The following is a 16,290-nucleotide window of genomic DNA, read 5'->3' as shown; positions in this document are numbered from 1 at the left end:
GCATTACTACAACGATTTTCAAGGAGCCTCACGATGAGCCATTTCCTCGACCGTCTCTCGTATTTCGCGCAGCCGCGCGAAACCTTCTCGCAGGGCCACGGCCAGACCAACGGCGAAGACCGTACCTGGGAAGACGCCTACCGCGACCGCTGGGCGCACGACAAGATCGTGCGCTCCACCCACGGCGTGAACTGCACGGGCTCGTGCTCGTGGAAGATCTACGTCAAGGGCGGCATCGTCACCTGGGAAACCCAGCAGACCGACTACCCGCGCACGCGCCCCGACCTGCCCAACCACGAGCCGCGCGGCTGCGCGCGCGGCGCCAGCTACAGCTGGTACCTGTACAGCGCCAACCGCGTGAAATACCCCATGGTGCGCGGCCGCCTGCTCAAGCACTGGCGCGCGGCGCTGGCCGTGGCCAAGAGCCCGGTCGATGCCTGGGCCGCCATCGTGCAGAACGACGAGGCGCGCCGCGAGTGGCAGAAGCAGCGCGGCCTGGGCGGCTTCGTGCGCAGCACCTGGGACGAGGTCAACCAGATGATCGCGGCGGCCAACGTCTACACCATCAAGCAGCACGGGCCGGACCGCATCATCGGCTTCTCGCCCATCCCGGCCATGTCGATGATCTCGTATGCCGCGGGCAGCCGCTACCTGAACCTCATCGGCGGCGTGCCCATGAGCTTCTACGACTGGTACTGCGACCTGCCGCCGTCCAGCCCGCAGGTGTGGGGCGAGCAGACCGACGTGCCCGAGAGCGCCGACTGGTACAACTCCAACTACATCATCGCCTGGGGCTCCAACGTGCCGCAGACGCGCACGCCCGATGCGCACTTCTTCACCGAGGTGCGCTACAAGGGGGCCAAGATCGTCTCCGTCACGCCCGACTACTCCGAGGTCGCCAAGCTCGCCGACCTGTGGCTGCACCCCAAGCAGGGCACGGACGCGGCCGTGGCCATGGCCATGGGCCACGTGATCCTGAAAGAGTTCTATTTCGACAAGCGCTCGGCCTACTTCGACGACTACGCGCGCCGCTACACCGACCTGCCGCTGCTGGTGGTGCTGAAGGAGAAACAGCTGCCCGACGGCCGCACCGCCATGGTGCCCGACCGCTACGTGCGCGCCAGCGACTTCGCCGGCCAGCTCGGCCAGGCCAACCACCCGGACTGGAAGACCGTCGCCTACGACGTGGATGGCAAGGTGGCCCTGCCCAACGGCTCCATCGGCTTTCGCTGGGGCAAGGAAGGCCGCCCCGACCAGGGGCTGTGGAACCTGGAGGCCAAGGAGGCCCAGGGCGGCAACGACGTCAAGCTCAAGCTCTCGGTGCTGGAGGACGGCGCCCAGGCGCATGAGGTCGCCGACGTGGCCTTCCCCTACTTCGGCGGCATCGACACGCCCAACTTCAACGCCAACGACCAGGGCGGCGACGTGCTGGTGCGCCGCGTGCCCATCACCCACCTCGACTTGGACGGCGAGGGCGTGCAGGGCCGCGTGGCCGTGGCCACGGTGTTCGACCTGCAGGTGGCCAGCTACGGCGTGCTGCGCGGACTGCCCGGCGAGGGGCAGGACGGCGGCTACGACGCCAACGCCCCCTACACCCCGGCATGGCAGGAGAGCATCACCGGCGTGCCGCGCGACCAGGTGATCGCCGTGGCGCGCCAGTTCGCCGACAACGCCGACAAGACGCATGGCAAGAGCATGGTCATCATCGGCGCGGCCATGAACCACTGGTACCACTGCGACATGAACTACCGCGGCATCATCAACATGCTGATGATGTGCGGCTGCATCGGCCAGTCGGGCGGTGGCTGGTCGCACTACGTGGGCCAGGAAAAGCTGCGCCCGCAGACCGGCTGGACGGCGCTGGCCTTCGCGCTGGACTGGATCCGCCCGCCGCGCCAGCAGAACTCCACGAGCTTCTTCTACGCCCACACCGACCAGTGGCGCTACGAGAAGCTGGGCGTCGAGGAAGTGCTCTCGCCGCTGGCCGACAAGAGCGGCTACCAGGGCAGCATGATCGACTTCAACGTGCGCTCCGAGCGCATGGGCTGGCTGCCGAGCGCGCCGCAGCTGCAGACCAACCCGCTGCAGGTCGTCAAGGACGCGCAGGCCAAGGGCATGGACCCCAAGGACTACGTGGTGCAGTCGCTCAAGGACGGCTCGCTCACGCTGAGCTGCGAAGACCCCGACAACCCGCTGAACTGGCCGCGCAACATGTTCGTGTGGCGCTCCAACATCCTGGGTTCCTCTGGCAAGGGACACGAGTACTTCCTCAAGCACCTGCTGGGCACCACCAACGGCGTGCAGGGCAAGGACCTGGGGCCGCAGGAGGCCAAGCCGCAGGAGGTCAGGTGGCACGCCAACGCGCCCGAAGGCAAGCTGGACCTGCTGGTCACGCTGGACTTCCGCATGAGCACCACCTGCCTGTACTCGGACATCGTGCTGCCCACGGCCACCTGGTACGAGAAGAACGACCTCAACACCAGTGACATGCACCCCTTCATCCACCCGCTGTCGGCGGCCGTGGACCCGGCCTGGCAGGCCCGCAGCGACTGGGAAATCTACAAGGGCTTCGCCAAGGCCTTCAGCGAGGTGTGCAAGGGCCACCTGGGCGTGGAGAAGGAAGTGGTGCTCACGCCCATCATGCACGACACGCCCGCCGAGCTGGCGCAGCCCTACGGCGTCAAGGACTGGAAGAATGGCGAGATCGACCTGATCCCGGGCGTGACCGCGCCCACGATCACCGTGGTCGAGCGCGACTACCCCAACACCTACAAGCGCTTCACGGCCCTGGGGCCGTTGATGGACAAGGTGGGCAACGGCGGCAAGGGCATTGCCTGGAACACCGAGACCGAGGTGGCGCAGCTGGGCGACCTGAACGGGCGCGTGCGCGAGGAAGGCGTGACGCAGGGCCGCCCGCGCATCGTCAGCGACATCGACGCCACCGAGGTGGTGATGATGCTCGCGCCCGAGACCAACGGCCACGTGGCCTGCAAGGCCTGGAAGGCGCTGTCCAAGCAGACCGGGCGCGACCACGTGCACCTGGCGCTGCACCGCGAGGACGAGAAGATCCGCTTCCGCGACATCCAGGCACAGCCGCGCAAGATCATCTCCTCGCCCACCTGGTCGGGCCTGGAGAGCGAGAAGGTCAGCTACAACGCCGGCTACACCAACGTGCACGAGTTGATCCCATGGCGCACCCTCACGGGCCGCCAGCAGTTCTACCAGGACCACCCCTGGATGCGCGACTTCGGCGAGGGCTTCGTCAGCTACCGTCCGCCCGTGCACTTGAAGACGCTGCACGAGGTCGAGGGCAAGAAGCCCAACGGCAACCCCGAGATCGCGCTGAACTTCATCACGCCGCACCAGAAGTGGGGCATCCACAGCACGTACAGCGACAACCTGCACATGCTCACGCTCAACCGCGGCGGCCCGGTGATCTGGCTCAGCGAGGACGACGCCAGGCGCGGCGGCATCGTGGACAACGACTGGGTGGAGCTGTTCAATGCCAACGGCGCCATCGCCGCGCGCGCGGTGGTGAGCCAGCGCGTGAACCCCGGCATGGTGCTCATGTACCACGCGCAGGAAAAGATCATCAACACCCCGGGCTCGGAAATCACGGGCACGCGCGGCGGCATCCACAACTCCGTCACGCGCATCGTGCTCAAGCCCACGCACATGATCGGCGGCTACGCGCAGTACAGCTACGGCTTCAACTACTACGGCACCATCGGCACCAACCGCGACGAGTTCGTGCTGGTGCGCAAGATGCGCCGCATCGACTGGATGGACGAGGAAGCGGGCAGCACCACGGCCAGCGCCCATGCCTGACAAAGAAGGAGAGACACGATGAAAATACGCGCGCAAATCGGCATGGTGCTGAACCTGGACAAGTGCATCGGCTGCCACACCTGCTCGGTCACCTGCAAGAACGTGTGGACCAGCAGGTCTGGCATGGAGTACGCCTGGTTCAACAACGTCGAGACCAAGCCCGGCATCGGCTACCCCAAGGAATGGGAGAACCAGGACAAGTGGAACGGCGGCTGGACGCGCCATGCCGACGGCTCCATCGCGCCGCGCCAGGGGGGCAAGTGGAAGCTGCTCATGCGCATCTTCGCCAACCCCAACCTGCCGCAGATCGACGACTACTACGAGCCCTTCACCTTCGACTACGACCACCTGCAGTCGGCGCCGGAAATGAAGGCCACGCCCACCGCGCGCCCGCGCAGCCTGATCACGGGCCAGCGCATGGAGAAGATCGAGTGGGGCCCGAACTGGGAGGAAATCCTGGGCGGCGAGTTTTCCAAGCGCAGCGCCGACGTGAACTTCGAGCAGGTGCAGAAGGACATGTACGGCCAGTTCGAGAACACCTTCATGATGTACCTGCCGCGCCTGTGCGAGCACTGCCTGAACCCGGCGTGCGTGGCATCGTGCCCCTCGGGCTCGATCTACAAGCGCGAGGAAGACGGCATCGTGCTCATCGACCAGGACAAGTGCCGCGGCTGGCGCATGTGCGTCTCGGGCTGCCCGTACAAGAAGATCTACTACAACTGGCAGACCGGCAAGGCCGAGAAGTGCATCTTCTGCTACCCGCGCATCGAGGCGGGCCAGCCCACGGTGTGCTCCGAGACCTGCGTGGGCCGCATCCGCTACCTCGGCGTGCTGCTGTACGACGCCGACCGCATCCAGGAGGCCGCCAGCGTGGAGCGCGACCGCGACCTGTACCAGGCGCAGCTCGACATCTTCCTCGACCCCCATGATCCCGAGGTGATCCGCCAGGCCCGGCTCGACGGCATTGCCGACAACTGGCTGGAAGCGGCCAAGAACAGCCCGGTCTACAAGATGGCCGTGGACTGGAAGATCGCCCTGCCGCTGCACCCCGAGTACCGCACGCTGCCCATGGTCTGGTACGTGCCGCCGCTCTCGCCCATCACCTCGGCGGCCAACGCCGGCCACCTGGGCGTGAACGGCGAGATTCCCGACGTGTCCGCGCTGCGCATCCCCGTGCAGTACCTGGCCAACCTGCTCACCGCGGGCGACACCGGCCCCGTGGTGCGCGCGCTCGAGCGCATGCTGGCCATGCGCGCCTACCAGCGTGGCCTGCACGTGGACAAGGTGCAGAACATGGCCGTGCTCCAGCAGGCGGGCCTGACGGCGCACGACGTGCAGGACATGTACCAGGTCATGGCCATCGCCAACTACGAAGACCGCTTCGTGATCCCCTCCACGCACCGCGAATACGCCGAGAACGCCTTCGACGTGCGCGGCGGCTGCGGCTTCTCGTTCGGCAACGGCTGCTCCGACGGCGCCACCGACGTCAGCATCTTCGGCGGCAAGAAGCCGCGCACCATTCCCATCAAGGCCGTCGTCTGAGGAGCACGCAGATGTTCAAGAAAACCCCCGAGAGCATGCGCCTGACGCTGCGCGCGCTGGCGCGCCTGCTGGCCTATCCCGACGCCGATCTGCGTGCGCAGATGCCCACGCTGATCGACGCGCTGCAGGCCGAGCAGGCCCTGCCCGTGGCCCGCGTGGCCGAGCTGCAGGCCCTGGTGCAGCAGATCTGCGCGATGGACCCGTACGAGGCCGAGGAGCGCTATGTCGACACCTTCGACCGCGGCCGCCAGACATCGCTGCACCTGTTCGAGCACATCCACGGCGACTCGCGCGAGCGCGGCCCGGCGCTGATCGACCTGACGCAGACCTACGAAAAGGCCGGCCTGTACCTGGATGCGCAGGAGCTGCCCGACCACCTCGGCGTGGTGCTGGAGTTCGCATCGACCCAGCCCGGGCAGGTGGCGCGCGAGTTCCTGGCCGAGATGGCGCACATCCTGAACGCGCTGTTCACCGCGCTGCAGGCCAAGGCCAGCCCCTACGCTAGCGTGGTCGCCGCCGTGCTCGAGGCCGCCGGCGAGAAGGCCCAGGCCGTGGCCATCGCGCCCGAGCCCGGGCTCGACGAGACCTGGGCCGAGCCCGAGGCCTTCGACGGCTGCGCCACGCGCGGGCAGAACCGTCCCGGCCAGCCCCAACCCCTGCATTTCGTGCGCAATGCGCGCTCCACCTCTTCTTCCCAAGGAGTCTCGCCATGACCGCCTGGATCGACCACTTCCTGTTCGGCCTGTACCCCTACGTCTGCCTGGCCGTGTTCTTCATCGGCAGCTGGATCCGCTTCGACCGCGACCAGTACACGTGGAAGAGCGACTCCTCGCAGCTCCTGCGCACCGGCAGCCTGCGCTGGGCCAGCAACCTGTTCCACATCGGCGTGCTGTTCCTGTTCTTCGGCCACTTCGTCGGCATGCTCACGCCGCACATGCTCTACGAGCCCTTCATCAGCGCAGGCCACAAGCAGCTGCTGGCCATGGTCTCGGGCGGCACGGCCGGCCTGCTGGCCTTCATCGGCGTCACGCTGCTGCTGCACCGGCGCCTGACGGACGCGCGCATCCGCGCCACCAGCAAGGCCAGCGACATCGCGCTGCTGTGGATCTTCTGGGTGCAGCTGGCGCTGGGTCTGGCCACCATTCCGCTGTCGGCCCAGCACCTGGACGGTTCGATGATGATGCTGCTGGCCGAATGGGGACAGCGCATCGTCACCTTCCGCTCCGGCGCGGTGGAGCTGCTGGCCCCGGCGGGCTGGATCTTCAAGGCCCACATGTTCCTGGGCATGACGGTGTTCCTGATCTTCCCGTTCACGCGCCTGGTGCACATCTGGAGCGGCTTCGGCACGCTGGCCTATGTGCTGCGCCCCTACCAGCTGGTGCGCGCGCGGCGCCTGAATGTGCCGGCCGGGCAGAACCAGCCGCGCCGTTCGCTCTGAAAAACGGAGCTGCCAGCGCTTGATACACAAGGGCTGGAGGCCTGTCTTGCTTCAAATCCTCCCGCTTGGCGGGGGACGCACCGCAGGCCTGCCGCCGTTCCACCATTACCCAGGAAAAGCCCATGACCACCACCACCTGCGGATCGCACGCCTGCGGCTGCGGCGCCAGCGATAGCGCCGCCCCCGCCGTGGACACCCCCGCCGCCCGCATCAACGGCATCGCCCTGCACGCGCCCGGCGAGCAGCTGCCCGCCGAGCTGCTGCGCCAGCGCGCCTGCACCGAGCTGCTGCGCCAGCAGGCGCAGCGCGAGGGGCTGCTCGCGCAGGACGACGCGCCCGGCCTGGACGGCGCCACCAGCCTCGCGGCCACGCAGGCCATCGAGCAGCTGCTTGAGCGCGTGCTGCAGGTGCCCGAACCCACCGAGGAGGCCTGCCGCCGCTACCACGCCGCCCACCCCACGCTGGGCGGCGCGGGCGAACGCCTGCGCCTGCGCCACGTGCTGTTCGCCGTGACCCCGGGCGTGGATGTGAAGCTGCTGCGCCAGCGCGCCGAGACCGTGCTGCTGGACCTGCGCTGCGCCGACGATGGCGGCGCGCGCTTTGCCGAGGCCGCGCGCCAATGGTCCAACTGCCCCAGCGGCCAGCAGGGCGGCGATCTGGGCTGGCTCACCCAGGCCGACTGCGCGCCCGAATTCGCGCGCGACGTCTTCGGCAAGGCCGAGGTCGGCGTGCTCTCGCGCCTGGTGCACAGCCGCTTCGGCCTGCATGTGGTCGAGGTGTGCGAGCGCGAGGCCGGCCGGCCCCTGGCGTTTGAAGAAGTGCAGGCCTCCGTGGCCCTGCTGCTGCGCCAGCAGGCATGGGTCAACGCGCTGCGCCAGTACCTGCAGCTGCTGGCGGGCGCTGCCGACGTCGAGGGCGTCGATCTCGACGCGGCCGACACGCCCCTGGTGCAATAGGCCATTGCACGAACGCCGAGGAAAGCCCTTCGCATGCCTGACGACGAGCTGCTGCAGCGGCTGCGCCGCTTTCACCTGGACGACTTTCCCCAGTACCGGGAGCGGTTCCAGACCCTCGTGGACCAGGGACAGCACCCGACGACGCTGTTCATCGGCTGCTCGGACTCGCGCCTCGTGCCCTACCTGCTCACGGGCGCCGGCCCGGGCGAGCTGTTCCTGGTGCGCAACGTGGGCGCCTTCGTGCCGCCGTACGACGGCTCGTACGGCCACCACGGCACGGCCGCGGCCATCGAGTTCGCCGTGCTCAACCTCGACGTGAGCCGCATCGTGGTCTGCGGCCACAGCCACTGCGGGGCCATCAAGGCCTTGTATGAAGAAGTCTCGCCCGAGGCGCAGAACCTGCAGCGCTGGCTCGACCTGGGCCGCGAGGCCGTGCTGCCGGTGCAGCCCGGCCCCGAGGCCTTGCGCCGCACCGAGGAGCGCGCCGTGGTGCTGCAGCTCGAACGCCTCATGGACTACCCCATGGTGCGCCGCCGCGTGCAGGATGGGCGCATCACGCTGCACGGCTGGCACTACGTGATCGAGGAGGGCGAGGTCCATGTGTTCGACGTGCAGAACGGCGGCTTCGTCGCCGCGTCGAAGGCGCAATCGAGCGGCACCGGCCCCTACCCGCCGTACGTGGAACATGACGGACAGGTTCTGGTGGACTGATGGCGGGCCGCGTTGAAGAAAACATGTGGGAGCCGATGACGGCGGCCCCCGCGGCCCCGGCCGATTGGGCCGCCGCGCTGCTGCAGGCGCGCCAGACCATCCTGCCCAAGCGCCTGGGCGCGCCTGGGCCGGATGCCGCGCAGCTGCGGGCCATCCTGGCCGCCGCGGCCCATGCGCCGGACCATGGCTGCCTGCTGCCCTGGCGCTTCGTGCTCGTGCCCCGGGACGCGCGCGCGGCCTTGGCCGAGGTGTTTGCCCGGGCGCTGCGCGAGCGCGACCCCGCAGCCACGCCCGCGCAGCAGGAGCAGGCGCGCGAGAAGGCCCATCGCGCCCCGTTGCTGCTGCTCCTGGTGGCCGATGAACTGGGGGGCGACCCCGACATCGTGCCCGCCGAGCGCCTGGTGTCTGCCGGCTGCGCGGTGCAGAACCTGCTGCTCACGGCCACGGCCCTGGGCTTCGGCTCGGCGCTCACCAGCGGCAAGGCGCTGCAGTCGCAGGCGCTGCGCGCGCTGTTCGCGCTCCGGGACGGCGAGCGCGCCCTGTGTTTTGTCAGCGTGGGCACGGTGCTGTCGCGCAAACCCGTGCGCGCGCGCCCCGTGCCGGCGCAGTATGTGGGCACCCTGGTGCCCGGCCGGGGCGTGCAGCCCTGGGAGTGATGACGAGGAAGGACCCTAGCGTGAAGACCGAGATCAACAGTTTCGACGACCTGCTGCGCGCCGCGCGCGCGCACCGCGAGCGCCAGCGGCTGCTGTTCGTGTTCGCGGGCTCCGAGCTGCCCGACGACGCCACGCCCGCGCAGCGCGAGCGCTTCGCGCAGGGTGAGGGCGGCGTGCTGGTGCCGCTGATGTGCGTGGACAAGCTGCCCGAGGAGCTCGACTCCTTCGATGCACTGCTGCACGAATCCCGGCAGTTCGAGAACCCGGGCCAGCCCTGGCGCCTGGTGTTCACCGCCGCCCTGTCGGGCACGCCGGGCAAGGCGCCCTCGGACGAGGACGCCGACCGCGTGCTGCGCCGCATGGTGGAGGCCGTCAAGACCGGCGCCTTCAGCGCCTACCTGCCCTTCAACCGGGAGGGGCAACCCGTACGGCTGGGTTGAATCGAGGGCTATTCTTGCGGGCCGCGCAAGAGTGGCGCGAGAAGGCTTTCCTCCCATGACTACCCGAGTTTCCCTGCCCGGCATGCATACGCCGGGCGCAGGCTTCGACGAGCCCTTCGCCATGCTCGACGCCTGCCACGACCGCGTGCGCCGTTCGCTCGACCTGCTGGAGCGCCTGCGCGCCTACCTGCACGACAAGGGCTGCGACGACTCCGCGCGCCAGGCCGCGCGCGACGTGCTGCGCTACTTCGACATCGCGGCGCCGCTGCACCACGAGGACGAGGAACTGCATGTCTTCCCGCCGCTGCTGGCGGCGGGCGGCGACGGGCGCCTTGCGGCCCTGGTGCGCCAGCTGCAGGGCGACCACGTGCGCATGGCCGAATGCTGGGCCGAGGCGCGCCAGCCCCTGGAGCGGCTCGCCCAGGGCGCGCTGCAGGCCTTCGCGCCCGCACACGAGGCCGCGCTCGACCGCTTCGAGGCCTGCTACGCCGACCACCTGCGCCACGAGGACGACAGCATCTACCCGGCGGCGCGCGCGCTGCTGGACATGGATGCCCAGCAGACCATGGGCCGGGAGATGGCGGTGCGCCGCGGCGTGCGTTGAGGCGCTACTGAAAACATAGCTTCCAGCGCTTCAGGGGAAAGCGTCTACGGCGTATTCCTCTTGTATTTCTGCTGCCCGGGCGGGAAGCTTGCAGGAACGGGCGCCCCCAAACGAAGGCGCCGTGGCGGGTGGCCACGGCGCGCTGTGCCCCTCGCGGGGCGGCGGCCTACCGGGGGTGGGCCGCGAAGGGGCCGAAGCCCCTGGAACTCTCAATGCACTACGACGGGATTCTGCGCCAGTCCGATGTAGCCGTCCAGCGTGTCCTCCACCTCTTCCTGGGTGGGGGTATTGCGCTGCCAGGCCAGGATCTGCTGCTGGAACAGCTCGGCCCAGGAGCCGTCCAGGTAGACCTCCTTGCCCGAGCGCTTGTCCACGATCTCGAAGCCGTGGCGCACCAGCTGGGGCGGCCGAGGGGTGTCGTCCGTGGCGCCACTGCGGTCGGCATCCGGCAGCATGTGGACAACCACAAAGGAATCGGAGTCGTAGAGCATTTGCATGGCGTGGTCCCCCTGTAGGTATGCCTGTCAGATGGCAACGCGAGGCGGGAGTTCAAGCCCCCGCCGCCGGGGTGTTGCTGCGGGACAGTATTTCACGAAAACCGGGCGCCTGCGCGTTCGGCTCAGGGCGCTTCGTGGCCGGAGAGCAGCAGGTCGACGAAGTCGCCGTTGCTTTGGCTCAGGCGTATGCGCACCGGCAGATAGCCCAATGCCGTGCCCAGCCACAGCTCGGCCTTCTGGTCGTAGCGCTGGCCCTCGCGCGGCAGGCGCTGCAGCTTCAGGGCCGGCGTGCTGCCTGCGGGCAGGTCCAGGGTCTCGGGGCCGTCCACGGTGAAGGTCCAGCGGTCGGCGTTGCGCGCGCCCACGGTGGTCAGCGTGATCTGCGTGCCCGGCGGGTAGCGCTCGGGTGCGGCAGCCAGCATGGCGCCGAGCTGGATGAACACGCTCAGGCGGTCCTGTGCGCCCTCGCCGATGGTGGCGCGCGGGGTGTTGGCGCTGAAGACCACCTCGTGCCGCTCGAAGTCGAAATGCGCGGCCTGCTCGCTGCGGGACTTGTCGCCGAAGCGCTCGGGCCGCAGGCCCCGGGGCGTGATCTGCCCCACGCTGCTTTGCGAGCGCGAGCCGAGCAAAAAGGCCTTGATCTGCTGGCGCGCCTCGTAGCGCGCACCGTCCTGGCGCCACGCCAGCTCGGCGCTGGCGCGGTAGTGGAACCGCTTGACCTCGCCGGCCACGTCGAACGCCAGCCGCGTGGACGGCGGCAGGCGCACGGGCGGCGGCTCGGTGCTGGCGCCGGCGCCGGTGGCACCGGGCGGGCGGATTTCCACGCCGGCGCTCTCGGCGGGCGGCTCTTGCGGCGCGGTGGCGGCGCTGGCCGCCGGGGCCGGCCCGGACGCTGCCGATGCCGCCGCATCGGGAGGCTCGGGCAAGGAGCCGGTCTCGGCGCCGGCCGGGGCTTCCTCGGCCGGCGGGGGGGCGGTTTCGGCCACGGGATCGTCCGCCGGAGGGGGCATGGGGGCCGCCGGCATCGGCTCGGGTGCCTCGGGGGCCGGCGGCGCCGGCCTGGGCCTGGGTCGGCGCACGGTGCGCGGGGCGGCCGGTGGCGGTGGCGCGGGGGCGGCCTCGGGCTCTGGCTCGGGCGGCGGCGGCTCCACCATGCGCGTGTGAAAGCTCATGCTCCGAGGCATACCCGGGCCCGAGCCACCCAGCGGCAGGTCCGCCAGCACCAGCCAATGCAGGGCCAGCACCAGGGCGGTGAGCAGCAGCAGGGCGCGGCGCGGCATGGGGGCTGGCGGGCGTCAGCGCGCGGGGTTGTGCCCCAGGTCGCGCGAGAGTTGCTCGGCCGCGGCGCGCAGGGGCCGGTCGATGGCGCCGCCCCAGCTGGAGTCGAAGGTGGCCACCGGGCCCAGCGTGGTGATGGCCAGGGCCAGGTGGCCGCCGGCGTCGAACACGGGGGCGCACAAGGCGTGTATGCCCGGCAGCAGCGTGTCCGCCACGCGGGCGCAGCGGCGTTCGCGCACCTCGCGCAGCAGCGCATCCACGCCGGCCTCGTCGCGCGGCAGGTCGCTGCGGCCCTGGCGTGCGGCCTGCTGCAGCTCGCCCGCGAGCAGCGCGGCGGTTTTCGCGCGCGGCAGCCAGGCGGCAAAGCAGCGGCCGGTGGCGGAGCCCAGCAGCGGCATCACGTCGCCCAGGCGCAGATTGGCCGTGACGGCGCGGGGAGCTTCCTCCCAGTGCACGATGGTCGGGCCATGGTTGCCCCACACGGCCAGCGCCAGCGTGTGGCCTATCTGCTCCATGAGCGCGGGCATGCGTTCGCGCGCCAGGCGCATGGCGTCGAGGTGCGCCAGAGAAGCAAGCCCTAACTTAAGTGCCGCCGGGCCGAGGTCGTAGCGGGAGGTGCGCGCGTCCTGCGCGACCAGGCCCAGGCGCTGGAAGCTCACCAGGTAGCGGTGGGCCTTGGCGGCGCTCATGCCGGCGGCGGCGGCCAGGTCCTTGAGCATGAGTGCGCCCTGCGCGCATGCCAGGGCGTCCAGCAGCGCGAAGCCCACCTCGACCGACTGGATGCCCGCACGTTCCTTGTCCATCTGCACTAGAATCGCTTTTCGTTTAGTTGAATCAATTTACCGAATCGTAATCCACGGACGGACAGCCCATGAAACTCGCCACCTACAAGGACGGATCACGCGACGGCCAGCTCGTGGTGGTCGCGCGCGACTTAGGCACGGCCCATTATGCGACCGGCATCGCCAGCCGCCTGCAGCAGGTGCTGGACGACTGGAACTTCATGGCGCCCCAGCTGCAGGACCTGTACGAGCAGCTCAACGCGGGCCGCGCGCGCCACGCCTTCCCGTTCGACCCGCGCCAGTGCATGGCGCCGCTGCCGCGCGCCTACCAGTGGGCGGACGGGTCGGCCTACATCAACCACGTGGAGCTGGTGCGAAAAGCGCGCAACGCCGAGGTTCCTGCCAGCTTCTACACCGATCCGCTCATGTACCAGGGCGGCAGCGACGACTTCATCGGCCCTTGCGACGACGTGGTGGTGCCCAGCGAGGCCATGGGCATCGACTTCGAGGCCGAGATCGCCGTCATCACGGGCGACGTGAAGATGGGCGCGGAGCCTGAGCAGGCGCTCGACGGCATACGCCTGGTGATGCTGGCCAACGACGTGAGCCTGCGCAACCTGATCCCGGCCGAGCTGGCCAAGGGCTTCGGCTTCTTCCAGTCCAAGCCCGCCACCGCGTTCAGCCCCGTGGCCGTGACGCCGGACGAGCTGGGCGACGCCTGGCAGGGCGGGCGCGTGCACCTCACGCTGCAGTCCACCTGGAATGGCCGCAAGGTCGGCATGTGCGACGCGGGACCGGAGATGACCTTCCATTTCGGCCAGCTCATCGCCCACATCGCCAAAACGCGCAACGTGCGTGCCGGCTCCATCGTGGGCAGCGGCACGGTGAGCAACAAGGACTGGACCCGGGGCTACAGCTGCATTGCGGAGAAGCGCTGCATCGAGACCATCCAGGACGGGCAGCCCAGCACGGAGTTCATGCAGTACGGCGACACCATCCGCATCGAGATGAAGGGCCGGGACGGGCAGAGCCTGTTCGGCGCGATCGACCAGCAGGTCGTTCCGCTGAGCGAGGGTTGAAACAGGAATGGCGTGGTAGGCGCGGGCATACCGCAGGATCGGGCTGGCGAGCTGTGCAGGATACGTTGGATGGGTCCCATGGCGGCGTTGTACGCACCACGCGCTACGTGGCCATGGGGCCGAACGGCGCTAGACTGCGGCCTCCGCTGCTTGTGCATCGGCGCGAGTTCCCAGTGTCCTTGCCGTCCGTGCGGGAGGCCCTTTCTCCGACCCAGAGCATCCGAGCATCGTGACAGACTCAAAAAAGCCGAATTTCAGTATCCGTTTCCAGAGCCCCGTGGTGCCGGCATCCGGCTTCCCTTCCGCTGGCGTATCGTTTCGCGTGCCCACCATGCAGCCGCCGGAGCCTGCATTGCCCGACGACGCACAGGCGTGCAACGCGCAAGGCAACACATGGCTGCAGGCCAACCGGGCAGCGGACGCCATCAAGGCCTACGACCGCGCCATCGCGCTGCAGGCCGATTATCTGGACCCGCATTTCAACCGTGGCAATGCGCTGCTGCGTCTGGGGCACAAGGCCGAGGCGCTGGCTGCTTTCGAGCGTGCGATCGCCCTGGCGCCCGGGCTGGCGCTGGCGCACTACAACCGGGCTACCGTGCTCGAAGGCATGGGCCGGGAGCAGGAGGCAATGGACAGCTACCGGCAGGTGCTGCGCATCGAGCCCGGCCACGTGCAGGCCCAGTTCAACCTGGGTTGCCTGCACCTGCGCCGCAAGGCGTATGGCGAAGCCGTGGCCTGCATGGATCGGGTGCTTGCGCTGGAGCCGCGACTGGCGCAGGCGCATAACAACCGGGGCAATGCGCTGCTGAAGTCCCGGCACCTGCTGGAGGCCATCGCCAGCTTCGACCAGGCCCTGGCGCTGCAGCCGCAGTATGCCGATGCGCTCGTCAACCGCGGCAATGCGCGCCTGCAGCGCAAGGAACATGCGCAGGCATTCACAGACCTCGACCAGGCCATCCGGCTCAACCCCGACCAGGCCCAGTCGCGGCAGCTCATGGGGACGCTGTTCAGGGATTCCAGGCGCCATGAAGAAGCGCTGCAGGAATTCCAGCGGGCCTGGCGTTGCAACCCTGGGCAGCCGGGCTTGCTGACCGACGTCCTGGGTGCCAAGACCGCCGTCTGCGAATGGCACAACATCGGTGCCGGCATCGACCGCATCGGGCAGGCAGTGGCGCAGCGGCAGCCGGGCGTTTCACCGTTCTCCGTCGCGGTGCTGTGCGATGACCCGGCGCTGCAGTTGCAGGCAGCGCGCAATTTCGTGGCGGTGGACTACCCGGAAAACCCGTTGCTGGGCCCGGTCGCACCGCGTGTGGACGGCGGCAGGATACGCGTGGGCTATTACTCGGCGGACTTCCACCACCACGCCACGGCCATACTGATGGCGGAACTGTTCGAGTTGCACGACCGCGAGTGCTTCGAGCTGTTCGCCTTCTCCTTCGGCCCGGATTCGCAAGACGCCATGCACGCGCGCGTGCGCCAGGCCTTTGACCATTTCCTCGACGTGCGCGACCGCAGCGACGAAGCGGTCGCCCGTCTTTCGCGCGAGCTGGGCATCGACATCGCAGTCGATCTCAAAGGCTTCACCCAGGACACGCGCTTCGGCATTTTTTCCTATCGCTGCGCGCCGGTGCAGGTGAGCTACCTGGGCTACCCCGGCACCACCGGGGCGGACTATATCGACTACGCCATCGCCGACAAGGTGGTTCTGCCCCCGCAGGCGCGGTGCCATTTCAGCGAGAAGGTGGTCTACCTGCCCCACAGCTACCAGGTCAACGACTCGAAACGCCGCATCGCCGATCGTGCCTTCACCCGCGAGGCATTGGGCCTGCCTGCCGCGGGCTTCGTCTTTTGCTGCTTCAACAACAACTACAAGATCCTGCCGCAGATGCTCGACGGCTGGGTGCGCATCCTGCACGCGGTCGAGGACAGCGTGCTGTGGCTGCTCGAAGACAACCCTGCCGTGTCTCGTAATCTGCTGCGCGAAGCCCAGGCCCGGGGCATTGCGCCTCAGCGGCTGGTGTTCGCGCCGCGCATGCCGCTGGACGAGCACCTGGCGCGGCATCGTCTCGCCGATCTGTTCCTCGATACGCTGCCGTGCAACGCGCACACCACCGCCAGCGATGCGTTGTGGGCGGGCCTGCCCGTGCTGACCTGCGCGGGCCAGTCTTTTGCCAGCCGCGTGGCCGCCAGCCTGCTGCATGCCGTGGGGCTGCCTGAACTCGTGACCGAGACCCAGGAGGCGTACGAGGCGCGCGCCATTGCGCTGGCGCGCGATGCGGGACAGCTGGATGCCCTGCGCAGCAGGTTGCGTGCGCAGGCACCTGCGTCGCCGTTGTTCGATGCCTGGCGCTTCGCGCGCGATCTCGAAGCCGCGTACGTGGCCATGCATGCGCGCGCCGTGCAAGGCTTGCCACCCGAGGCGTTCGAGGTTTGATGGAAGTGAAAAGAGCGCTCAGCGCTTTATACGTAAGCGCTGGTT

The 16,290-nt window shown here is 68.9% G+C and carries 14 protein-coding genes; 11 read left to right on the top strand and 3 right to left on the bottom strand.

What is annotated here, in order from left to right; genetic code table 11:
* The first annotated feature begins 33 nt into the window (after nucleotides 1–33).
* The 9 genes from ACX12L_RS13725 (at nucleotide 34) to ACX12L_RS13685 (ending at nucleotide 10,175) form a co-directional block, all read left to right on the top strand.
* A complete protein-coding gene (locus ACX12L_RS13725; protein ID WP_459263104.1) occupies nucleotides 34–3,828 on the top strand; it encodes a nitrate reductase subunit alpha in 3,795 nt (1,264 codons plus the stop codon).
* An 18-nt stretch (nucleotides 3,829–3,846) separates the two neighbouring features.
* Complete coding sequence (gene narH, locus ACX12L_RS13720) at nucleotides 3,847–5,370, top strand: nitrate reductase subunit beta (protein WP_459263103.1); 1,524 nt, start codon at nucleotides 3,847–3,849, stop codon at nucleotides 5,368–5,370.
* 11 nt (nucleotides 5,371–5,381) lie between these two features.
* Nucleotides 5,382–6,083, top strand: coding sequence for a nitrate reductase molybdenum cofactor assembly chaperone (narJ, locus tag ACX12L_RS13715; RefSeq protein ID WP_459263102.1), 702 nt, complete (start codon nucleotides 5,382–5,384; stop codon nucleotides 6,081–6,083).
* Nucleotides 6,080–6,808: a respiratory nitrate reductase subunit gamma gene (narI, locus tag ACX12L_RS13710; protein ID WP_459263101.1), complete on the top strand. Its 729-nt coding sequence runs from the start codon at nucleotides 6,080–6,082 to the stop codon at nucleotides 6,806–6,808. Before narJ ends, narI begins: the two co-directional genes overlap by 4 nt.
* A 122-nt stretch (nucleotides 6,809–6,930) precedes the next feature.
* The gene (locus tag ACX12L_RS13705) at nucleotides 6,931–7,764 is read left to right on the top strand and encodes a peptidylprolyl isomerase (protein ID WP_459263100.1); all 834 of its coding nucleotides are present in this window, start codon (nucleotides 6,931–6,933) and stop codon (nucleotides 7,762–7,764) included.
* 33 nt (nucleotides 7,765–7,797) lie between these two features.
* The gene (locus ACX12L_RS13700; RefSeq protein ID WP_459263099.1) at nucleotides 7,798–8,475 is read left to right on the top strand and encodes a carbonic anhydrase; all 678 of its coding nucleotides are present in this window, start codon (nucleotides 7,798–7,800) and stop codon (nucleotides 8,473–8,475) included.
* Entirely contained in the window at nucleotides 8,475–9,131 is a 657-nt protein-coding gene (locus ACX12L_RS13695; protein ID WP_459263098.1) for a nitroreductase family protein, read from the top strand. The genes ACX12L_RS13700 and ACX12L_RS13695 overlap by 1 nt, the downstream gene beginning before the upstream one ends.
* 20 nt (nucleotides 9,132–9,151) lie before the next feature.
* On the top strand, nucleotides 9,152–9,571 hold the full coding sequence (locus ACX12L_RS13690; protein WP_459263097.1) for a ribonucleotide reductase subunit alpha: 420 nt from the start codon (nucleotides 9,152–9,154) through the stop codon (nucleotides 9,569–9,571).
* A gap of 55 nt (nucleotides 9,572–9,626) precedes the next feature.
* Nucleotides 9,627–10,175 (top strand): hemerythrin domain-containing protein, encoded by a 549-nt coding sequence (locus ACX12L_RS13685; protein WP_459263096.1) that lies wholly within the window; start codon nucleotides 9,627–9,629, stop codon nucleotides 10,173–10,175.
* A gap of 209 nt (nucleotides 10,176–10,384) precedes the next feature.
* Here ACX12L_RS13685 and ACX12L_RS13680 read toward each other — a convergent pair whose 3' ends face one another.
* The 3 genes from ACX12L_RS13680 to ACX12L_RS13670 all read right to left on the bottom strand — a co-directional run bounded on the left by ACX12L_RS13680 (nucleotide 10,385) and on the right by ACX12L_RS13670 (nucleotide 12,753).
* The gene (locus ACX12L_RS13680; RefSeq protein ID WP_459263095.1) at nucleotides 10,385–10,672 is read right to left on the bottom strand and encodes a BTH_I0359 family protein; all 288 of its coding nucleotides are present in this window, start codon (nucleotides 10,670–10,672) and stop codon (nucleotides 10,385–10,387) included.
* A 122-nt stretch (nucleotides 10,673–10,794) separates the two neighbouring features.
* Nucleotides 10,795–11,952 carry a DUF3108 domain-containing protein gene (locus tag ACX12L_RS13675; RefSeq protein WP_459263094.1) on the bottom strand — a complete coding sequence of 386 codons (1,158 nt, stop codon included), beginning with the start codon at nucleotides 11,950–11,952 and terminating at the stop codon, nucleotides 10,795–10,797.
* Nucleotides 11,953–11,967: 15 nt separating this feature from the next.
* A complete protein-coding gene (locus ACX12L_RS13670) occupies nucleotides 11,968–12,753 on the bottom strand; it encodes an IclR family transcriptional regulator (protein ID WP_459263093.1) in 786 nt (261 codons plus the stop codon).
* A gap of 68 nt (nucleotides 12,754–12,821) precedes the next feature.
* Here ACX12L_RS13670 and ACX12L_RS13665 point away from each other — a divergent pair, with 68 nt between their 5' ends.
* Together ACX12L_RS13665 and ACX12L_RS13660 are read left to right on the top strand one after the other, a co-directional pair.
* Nucleotides 12,822–13,811 (top strand): fumarylacetoacetate hydrolase family protein, encoded by a 990-nt coding sequence (locus tag ACX12L_RS13665; RefSeq protein WP_459263092.1) that lies wholly within the window; start codon nucleotides 12,822–12,824, stop codon nucleotides 13,809–13,811.
* A 352-nt stretch (nucleotides 13,812–14,163) separates the two neighbouring features.
* Nucleotides 14,164–16,245 carry an O-linked N-acetylglucosamine transferase, SPINDLY family protein gene (locus ACX12L_RS13660; RefSeq protein WP_459263091.1) on the top strand — a complete coding sequence of 694 codons (2,082 nt, stop codon included), beginning with the start codon at nucleotides 14,164–14,166 and terminating at the stop codon, nucleotides 16,243–16,245.
* Nucleotides 16,246–16,290: the final 45 nt, after the last annotated feature.

This window comes from Alicycliphilus sp. T452 (assembly GCF_054512775.1).
The sequence above is the reverse complement of the archived record's forward strand: the minus strand, read 5'-3'. Positions and strand labels throughout refer to the sequence as shown.

Bases quoted from the DNA above. Each gene is read 5' to 3' on its own strand.
- ACX12L_RS13725 (WP_459263104.1), top strand. From the start codon at position 34: ATGAGCCATTTCCTCGACCGTCTCTCGTATTTCGCGCAGCCGCGCGAA.
- narH (WP_459263103.1), top strand. From the start codon at position 3,847: ATGAAAATACGCGCGCAAATCGGCATGGTGCTGAACCTGGACAAGTGC.
- narJ (WP_459263102.1), top strand. From the start codon at position 5,382: ATGTTCAAGAAAACCCCCGAGAGCATGCGCCTGACGCTGCGCGCGCTG.
- narI (WP_459263101.1), top strand. From the start codon at position 6,080: ATGACCGCCTGGATCGACCACTTCCTGTTCGGCCTGTACCCCTACGTC.
- ACX12L_RS13705 (WP_459263100.1), top strand. From the start codon at position 6,931: ATGACCACCACCACCTGCGGATCGCACGCCTGCGGCTGCGGCGCCAGC.
- ACX12L_RS13700 (WP_459263099.1), top strand. From the start codon at position 7,798: ATGCCTGACGACGAGCTGCTGCAGCGGCTGCGCCGCTTTCACCTGGAC.
- ACX12L_RS13695 (WP_459263098.1), top strand. From the start codon at position 8,475: ATGGCGGGCCGCGTTGAAGAAAACATGTGGGAGCCGATGACGGCGGCC.
- ACX12L_RS13685 (WP_459263096.1), top strand. From the start codon at position 9,627: ATGACTACCCGAGTTTCCCTGCCCGGCATGCATACGCCGGGCGCAGGC.
- ACX12L_RS13680 (WP_459263095.1), bottom strand. From the start codon at position 10,672: ATGCAAATGCTCTACGACTCCGATTCCTTTGTGGTTGTCCACATGCTG.
- ACX12L_RS13675 (WP_459263094.1), bottom strand. From the start codon at position 11,952: ATGCCGCGCCGCGCCCTGCTGCTGCTCACCGCCCTGGTGCTGGCCCTG.
- ACX12L_RS13670 (WP_459263093.1), bottom strand. From the start codon at position 12,753: ATGGACAAGGAACGTGCGGGCATCCAGTCGGTCGAGGTGGGCTTCGCG.
- ACX12L_RS13665 (WP_459263092.1), top strand. From the start codon at position 12,822: ATGAAACTCGCCACCTACAAGGACGGATCACGCGACGGCCAGCTCGTG.